Raw genomic sequence first — 7,991 nt, forward strand, 5'->3', positions numbered from 1 at the left:
AGGAAGCACACCCATCTCCTGGTCCTCGGGATCGGCGGATCGGCCCTGGGGACCCGGGCGGTGCACGAGGCGCTGGGGGGGGCGGCCGCGCGGAACGGGATGCGGCTGACGGTCGCGGACAACGTGGATCCCGACGTTTTCGTGCCCCTCCTCGCGTCGCACCCGATGAAGAAGACCGTCGTCGTGGCGATCAGCAAGTCGGGCGGGACCGCGGAAACCAACGCCCAGCTTTCCATGGCGATCGCCGCGCTGAAGAAAGCGGCCGGGAGGAAGTGGAAGGAGCAGCTCATCCTCGTCACCGACCCGGAAAAGGGCGTCTTCCGCAGGATGGCCGAGACCGACGGGATCCGCAGCTACGCCGTCCCCCCGAACGTGGGAGGGCGGTTCTCCGTGCTTTCCCCCGTGGGGCTCCTCCCGCTTTCCATGGCGGGCGTGCGGATCGGGAAGCTCCTCGCCGGCGCGGCCCAGATGGAATCGATCTTCCGTCACACGAAGGGGACCGACAACCCGGTCCGGTTCGCCTCCGCCGTGTACGCCCATTACCTTTACCAGGTCCCGAAGCCGGTCCAGGTCTGGTTCACGTACGGCGCGGGGCTCGACCGGGTCGCGGAATGGTGGCAGCAGCTCTGGGGGGAGAGCCTCGGCAAGAAGCGCTCCTGCGGCAGCCCGGTGGGGCAGACGCCCGCCCGGGCCCTCGGCGTCACCGACCAGCACTCCCAGGTGCAGCTCTACCAGGACGGTCCCGGCGACAAGGTGTTCACCTTCGTCCGATGGATGAAAGGGAGGGAGAAGGGGAACATCCCCAAGGCGGCGTTCGCCCCCGACATGGCGATGCTCGGCGGCCGGCCGCTGAGGGATCTCTTCGACGCGGAGTTCGAGGGAACGATCGGCGCCTTGTGGGCCGCGGGAAGGCCCATAGTGCGGATGGAGATCGGCGCGAGGGACGAAGAGCACGTCGGCGCGTTCCTCCATTTCTGGGAGTGGGTGACGGCGATCGTGGGGGAATGCGCCGGGGTCGATCCCTTCGACCAGCCCGGCGTGGAGGAAGGGAAAAAGATCGCCCGCGCGCTGATGGGGGAGCGGGGATCGGAGGAGCGCCGGGCCGAGTTCGACCGCCGGCTCTCCGGGATCCGGAGGGCGGAGATCCGGATCGGGACGGATCTCCCCGCGCGCCGCGGGAGGAAATAGTTGGCGGGGCGCATCCGGCCTCTGCCGGACGACCTGGTCAATCGGATCGCCGCGGGAGAGGTGGTTGAGCGCCCCGCGTCGGTCCTGAAGGAACTGCTGGAGAACGCGGTCGACTCGGGCGCGGGGACCGTCGAGGCGCAGGTCTCCGGCCCCTTCCCGTTCACGCTGCGGGTGACGGACGACGGGTGCGGCATGACCCGGGAAGAGGCGGAGCTCGCGCTGCGGAGGCATACCACGAGCAAGATCGCGTCGGCCGACGACCTCGACCGCATCGCGAGCTTCGGATTCCGGGGGGAGGCGCTCCCGTCGATCGCCTCCGTGTCGCGGCTCGCCCTGGTGACGAGGCCCGCCGGGGCGCCGGCCGCCTCTGAGCTGAAGGCGGAGGGGGGAGAGATTCGCTCTGTCCGCGAGGCGGGGGCCCCCCCGGGAACGACCGTCACCGTTTCCGCCCTGTTCGGGAACGTTCCTGCCCGCCGCAAGTTCCTCAAAAGCGAGCGCACCGAATCGTCCCACCTGCGGGACGTCTTCCACGGGGTGGCGATTCCGGGCGAGGGGATCTCGTTCCGGCTCATCGATTCCGCCGGGACGTTCTCCTATGAAAGCCGCGAGCCGGCGACGGAGCGCGCGCGGCGGCACGCGGGGGACGACGCGCAGTACCTCGTCCCCGTGGACCTTTCCTCGGCGTTTTTCCGCGTCTTCGGCTGGGCGGGGCTGCCGCAGGCGTCCCGCGCGGGCGCATCCGGCCTCTGGTTCTTCGTCAACGGGCGGCGGTTCCGGGACCGGGGGCTCCATGCGGCGGTCCGGGAGGCGTACCGGGGGATCCTCCCTGCCGATCGGCTGCCGATGGTCTATCTCTTCATCACCTGCGCGCCGGGCGAGGTGGACGTCAACGTGCACCCGGCCAAGACCGAGGTCCGGTTCCGCTACCCGCGGGACCTGCACGAGCTGGCGCGCCATGCGATCGGCCGGGCGCTCGGGGAAATCCCGGAGCGGCACGGGACCCCGACGCGGGCCGCCGGAACGGAGGCATCGTCAGCGGCGCCGTTCCCGCCATCCACGCTGCACCGGACCGGCGCCTTCGCCCCTCCCGCCCCCCTGCCGTTCCGCCCGGCGGAATCCGCGGGAGAGCGCTTCTTCTCTTCCCTGCGCCCCCTGGGGCAGATCCTGGGGACCTTCCTCGTGTGCGAGGGGCCGGACGCCCTGATCCTGATCGACCAGCATGCGGCGGACGAACGGATCGTGTTCTCGCGGCTGAAGGAAAAGTATCTCGGGAGAAGCGCGCCGGTCCAGCGCTGGCTCCAGCCGCTGGAGGCGAAGCTCCCGGGCATCCTGCCCGGCGAGCGCGAGCTCCTGGAGGCCTTCCTCGAACGGGCCGGATTCGACTTCGAGCCGGAGGGGAAGGCGGCGTTCCGGATCGCGGGGGGGCCCGCAGCGCTGTCCCGGTTTGACGCGCCGGGCTGGTGGGAGGAGCTGTGCGAGTCGCTGCGCGTCCAGGAAACCGGCCCGAAGGACATCTTCAACGCGGACCGGGAGCTCTGGCGGATGGCCTGCCACTCCTCCGTGCGGGGCGGGGACCTGTTGACGGCGGAGCAGATCCGCCGCCTCCTCGCGGAGCTGGACGAGGCGGTGGCCGCCCATAGCTGCCCGCACGGCCGCCCCGTGTGGATCCGCCTCTCCCGCGCCCGGCTGGACGCCCTGTTCCACCGCACGGGATAAGTGCTCCAATTCATAAATACGGTAGCATTCGAGCGCCGGCCGCTCCCGGGCCTCCATGCCCTCCGCGGCACTTGGCCATCCATGGCCATCGCTGCCGCCCCCGGCGGAGTTGTGCCCCTCATGCCGAGGCATGTTTTCGTATCGGCTCCCGGGGGTACCCCAGGGAGCGTATTTTGTCCGAGAAGAGGGGCGCTCCTTGCGGCGTACTCCACAGTACGCCTCAGTCGTGCGCCTTGCCGGATGCGGCGCATCGACGCTCTCGGTGCTATACCGTATTTATGAACTGGAGCACTCCCGCCCCCCGAATCATCGTCCTCTCAGGGCCAACCGCTTCCGGAAAGTCGGACCTTGCGCTCTCCCTCGCCCTCGCATTTCCCGTGGAGATCGTCAACGCCGACTCCCTGCAGGTGTACCGCCACCTCGACATCGGCACCGCCAAGCCCTCCCCGGAGGAACGCGGCCGGGTCCCCCATCACCTGATCGACGTGGCGGACCCTGACGAGCCGTACAACGCGGGACGATACGTGGCCGAAGCGCGGGAGGCCATCGCGGGGATCGTCGCCCGCGGGAACGTGCCGCTGGTCGTCGGGGGGACGGGGATGTACCTGCGAGCGCTGCTGCGGGGGCTCGACCCGGTTCCCGCGGACCCAGCGGTGCGCGGCGAGTTGGACCGCCGTTGGCAGGAGGAGGGCGCTGCGGCGCTTCACGCCGAGCTGGCGCGGATCGATCCGGATACCGCCGCCCGGGTCCACCCCTCCGACCGGCTCCGCGTCGTCCGGGCCCTGGAGATCGCCCGCGTCGGCGGGATCCCGCCCAGCCGGGCGAGGGCGGCGTGGGGCGCGGGGAGGGAGATGTACCGCTCCCTCTTTCTCGCCCTCTGGCCGGATCGGGAATCGCTGTATCGGAGGATCGACGAGCGTACGGAGGGGATGTTCCGCCGGGGACTGTTGAACGAGGTTCGGTGGCTCCTCGACCGGGGGTACGGAAGGGAGCTGAAACCGCTCGGAGGGCTCGGGTACCGGCAGGCGATAGCCCATCTGCTCGACGGGATTCCCCTCCCGGAGGCCGTGGCCTCGACGAAACGGGACACCCGCCGGTACGCGAAGCGCCAGATCACCTGGCTCGCGGCCGAGCCGGCCCTCGTCCGGCTCGATCCGGCGGGGGCCGTCCGGGAGGCCGGGCATCGGATCAATATGTTCTTGTCGTGATCCAAAATCAGAATAAAATAAAGGTTTACGCCACAACAGGGAGCGCCGGATGATCCTCCAATACCTCGATTTCGAGCGCCCGATCATCGATCTCGAAAACCGCCTCGATCAGCTCCAGCGCCTGGACGACGGGACCGACAAGAGCGTCCGGGAAGAGGCCGTGAAGCTGGAGAAGAAGATCGGCAAGATCCGGAAGGAGATCTTCTCGAACCTCACCCGGTGGCAGATCACGCAGCTCGCGCGCCATCCGAACCGGCCGTACATGACCGATTACGTCGGGCTCATCTTCAAGAACTTCCTGGAGATCCACGGGGACCGGGCGTTCCGGGACGATCCCTCGATGATCTGCGGCTTCGCGGAGCTGGACGGGCAGCGGGCGCTCCTCATCGGACAGCAAAAGGGGCGCAACACCAACGAGAAGATCCAGCGGAACTTCGGCATGGCGAACCCGGAAGGGTACCGCAAGGCGCTGCGCGCCATGCGGCTGGCGGAGAAGTTCTCCCTGCCCGTCATCACGTTCATCGACACCCCCGGCGCGTTCCCGGGGATCGGGGCGGAGGAGCGCGGGCAGTCCGAGGCGATCGCGAGGAACCTCCTGGAGATGTCCCACCTGAAGACCCCCATCGTGGGGGTCGTCGTCGGTGAGGGCGGGAGCGGCGGCGCGCTGGCCCTGGGAGTCGGCGACGAGATCCTGATGATGGAATACGCCGTCTATTCGGTTATTTCTCCGGAAGGGTGCGCCTCGATCCTCTGGCGCGACACCGCGAAGGCCGAGGTGGCCGCCGAGATGATGAAAAACACCGCCGCGGATCTGAAGAAGTTCCGGGTGATCGACCGGATCGTCCCCGAGCCGATGGGCGGCGCTCACCGGGACCACAAGGCCGCCGCGGAAGCGCTCCGGGCGGCGCTTCTGGAAACGCTCCCGCCGCTGCTCTCCATGCCGGTCCCCAAGCTCCTCGATCGCAGGTACAGGAAGTTTCGGGAGATGGGAGAGATGAAGAAGAGGTCCGCGGGGTGACGGAGAGCCGCCTGAAGCGGCTGCGCGCCGAGATCGATGCCCTGGACGACGAGATCCTCGCCCTCCTGAACCGCCGCGCGAAGGCGGCCCTCGAGGTCGGCGCGATCAAGGGCGAGATGGGGATGAAGTACTACGTCCCCGAACGGGAGGCGGAGATCCTGCGACGCCTGTCCTCCGTGAACCCGGGGCCCTTCCCCAACGAAGGGCTGAAGGCCATCTTCCGGGAGATCATCTCCGCGTCGCTGGCGCTCGAAAAGCCGCTGTCGGTCGCCTTCCTCGGCCCCCGTGCCACCTTTACGCACCAGGCGTGCCTGAAACATTTCGGCGAGAGCGCGCTGTACGTCCCGCAGATCAATCTCACCGAGGTGTTCGACGCGGTCGAGAGGAACGTGGCCGAGTACGGCGTGGCGCCCATCGAGAACTCGAGCGAGGGGGTCGTCAGCAACACCCTCGACATGTTCGTCGACCACAACCTGCTGATCTGCGGAGAGATCCTCGTCGAGGTGGACCAGGACCTGCTATCCGTGACCGGCGACATCGAGCACGTGAAAAAGGTCTACTCCCACCCGCACGCCATCGCCCAGTGCCGCGCATGGCTCGAGCGCAACCTCCGCCAGGTCCCGGTCTTCGACGTGGAGAGCACGGCGAGGGCCGCGGAGCTCGCCGTGGACGACCCGTCGTCGGCCGCGATCGCGGGGGAGGCGGCGGCGAAGATCTACGGGCTGAAGACCATCCGGAAGCGGATCCAGGACAACACGAACAACTTCACGCGCTTCATCATTTTGGGGAAGCAGCCCGCCGCGCGGACCGGCAACGACAAGACCTCCATCCTCTTCTCGGCGAGGGACGAGGTCGGCGCGCTGCACCTCATGCTGGAGCCGTTCGCGAAGCATAACGTGAACCTGACCAAGATCGAGTCGCGCCCGGTCAAGAAGAAGGCGTGGGAGTACCTGTTCTTCATCGACATGACGGGGCACATCGCGGACGAACCCGTTGCGGGCGCCCTCAACGACCTGAAGATGCGGGCCCAGTTCATGAAGATCCTGGGGTCGTACCCCAGAGCCATATAACGCAAGGAGAATCGGCATGATCATCGTACTGCGCGCGGGCGCGACCGAAGGGGACGTCCGCCAGATCGAGGAATCGCTGCGCCAGCAGGGCTTGAGCGCACATATCTCCCGCGGCGTCGAGCGCACCATCATCGGGGCGATCGGGGACGAGCGGAAGCTCGACCCGGAGCGGTTCGAAGGGCTTCCCGCCGTCGAGAAGGTGCTCCGGATCCTGTCCCCTTACAAGCTCGTCAGCCGGGATTTCCAGAAGGAAGACACCGTCATCGAGGTGAACGGCCGGTCGGTGGGCGGAAAGGCGATCGCCGTCTTCGCCGGCCCCTGCTCCGTGGAGGGGAGGGACATGATGGTAGGGATCGGGGGAGGCGTCGCCGCCTGCGGCGCGACCTTCCTGCGCGGTGGGGCGTTCAAGCCGCGCACCTCGCCCTACGCCTTTCAGGGGCTCGGGGAGGACGGCCTCAAGCATCTCGCGGAGGCCCGGGAGCGGACCGGGCTGCCGGTGGCCACGGAGCTCATGGACCCCAGGGACATCGATCTGGTGGTCCGCTACGCCGACATCATCCAGATCGGCGCCCGGAACATGCAGAACTTCCGCCTCCTCACGGAGGTCGGCCGCCTCGACAAGCCGATCATCCTGAAGCGGGGGATGAGCGCCACGATCCAGGAACTGTTGATGTCGGCGGAGTACATCGCCTCCGAGGGGAACCGGAAGATCATCCTCTGCGAGCGCGGCATCCGCACGTATGAGACGGCGACGCGGAACACCTTCGACGTGTCGGCCTTCCCCGTCCTGAAGTCGATGACCCACCTCCCCGTGATCGCCGACCCGAGCCACGCGGCCGGAAAGGCGGGGCTGGTGGAGCCGCTGGCCGCCGCGGCCATCGCGGCGGGGGCGGACGGGCTGATGATCGAGGTGCACGACCGGCCGGAGAAGGCGCTCTCGGACGGCCCGCAGTCGCTCCGGCCGGAGAAGTTCGCCGAGGTGCTCGGCCGGCTGCGGAAAGTGGCGGAGGCCGTGGGGAGGACGCTTTAAGCTGTGCCGCGGGAACGTCTGGGAATCCTGGGGCTCGGGCTGATCGGCGGCTCGCTGGCCCTGGCGCTAAAGGGAAAGCGCGGCGCGCCCGACGTGTGGGGATGCGACCGGAACCGGGGACACGTGCGGATGGCCCTCGAGGCGGGGGCGATCTCCCGAGGCTGTACCCGGGAAGAGCTTGCGGCCTGCGACGTCGTGGTGGTGTGTATCCCCGTCGGCGCAACGCTCGCTGCCGTCCGGTTCCTCGGGGAGCGGTTGCGCCCGGGATCGATCCTGACCGATGCGGGGAGCGTCAAGTCCGACATCGTCCGGGAAGGGGAGCGCTCCGCGCGGCGCGGGGTCCGTTTCGTCGGCGGTCACCCCATCGCCGGAACGGAGAACTCGGGCTTTCCCGCGGCCGATCCTTCGCTGTTCCGCGGGAAGTCGTTCATCGCCACCCCGACCCGCAGGACGGACGAGGACGCCCTCCGCAAGGTGGAGCGGATCTGGCGGCTCGCCGGCTCGAAGGTCGCGCTGCGGATGGACCCGAAAATCCACGACCACGTCTTCGCGTACGTCTCCCATCTGCCCCACGTGGTGGCGTACGCCCTCGTCCATTCGGTGGCCACGCTGCCGTCGCGCGTCCCGCTGGGATACTCCGCGGGCGGCTTCCGGGACTTCACCCGGATCGCCTCGAGCAACCCGGAGATGTGGAAGGACATCGTCCTGCAGAACCGGGCGGAGGTCCTGCGCGCCATCGCCCACTACCGGAAGAGCCTCGA

7 protein-coding genes are annotated in these 7,991 nt (G+C 68.6%); all 7 read left to right on the forward strand.

Going from position 1 to position 7,991, the window contains the following annotated elements; translation table 11 throughout:
* Positions 1-1,188, forward strand: a 1,188-nt coding sequence (locus AB1346_03720) for a glucose-6-phosphate isomerase (GenBank protein MEW6719538.1), incomplete at its 5' end; no start/stop codon positions are given.
* Complete coding sequence (gene mutL, locus AB1346_03725; GenBank protein ID MEW6719539.1) at positions 1,189-2,904, forward strand: DNA mismatch repair endonuclease MutL; 1,716 nt, start codon at positions 1,189-1,191, stop codon at positions 2,902-2,904.
* Between the two features lie 278 nt (positions 2,905-3,182).
* Positions 3,183-4,112: a tRNA (adenosine(37)-N6)-dimethylallyltransferase MiaA gene (gene miaA, locus AB1346_03730; protein ID MEW6719540.1), complete on the forward strand. Its 930-nt coding sequence runs from the start codon at positions 3,183-3,185 to the stop codon at positions 4,110-4,112.
* Between the two features lie 49 nt (positions 4,113-4,161).
* On the forward strand, positions 4,162-5,130 hold the full coding sequence (locus tag AB1346_03735; protein MEW6719541.1) for an acetyl-CoA carboxylase carboxyltransferase subunit alpha: 969 nt from the start codon (positions 4,162-4,164) through the stop codon (positions 5,128-5,130).
* Positions 5,127-6,200, forward strand: a complete 1,074-nt coding sequence (pheA, locus tag AB1346_03740) for a prephenate dehydratase (protein ID MEW6719542.1) — start codon at positions 5,127-5,129, stop codon at positions 6,198-6,200. Before AB1346_03735 ends, pheA begins: the two co-directional genes overlap by 4 nt.
* A gap of 16 nt (positions 6,201-6,216) precedes the next feature.
* Complete coding sequence (gene aroF, locus AB1346_03745; protein ID MEW6719543.1) at positions 6,217-7,230, forward strand: 3-deoxy-7-phosphoheptulonate synthase; 1,014 nt, start codon at positions 6,217-6,219, stop codon at positions 7,228-7,230.
* Between the two features lie 3 nt (positions 7,231-7,233).
* On the forward strand, positions 7,234-7,991 hold a 758-nt coding region (locus tag AB1346_03750; protein ID MEW6719544.1), incomplete at its 3' end, for a prephenate dehydrogenase.

It is taken from the genome of Thermodesulfobacteriota bacterium (assembly GCA_040758155.1).
GTDB lineage: Bacteria > Desulfobacterota > Deferrimicrobia > Deferrimicrobiales > Deferrimicrobiaceae > UBA2219.

Bases quoted from the DNA above. Each gene is read 5' to 3' on its own strand.
- miaA (MEW6719540.1), top strand. From the start codon at position 3,183: ATGAACTGGAGCACTCCCGCCCCCCGAATCATCGTCCTCTCAGGGCCA.
- AB1346_03735 (MEW6719541.1), top strand. From the start codon at position 4,162: ATGATCCTCCAATACCTCGATTTCGAGCGCCCGATCATCGATCTCGAA.
- aroF (MEW6719543.1), top strand. From the start codon at position 6,217: ATGATCATCGTACTGCGCGCGGGCGCGACCGAAGGGGACGTCCGCCAG.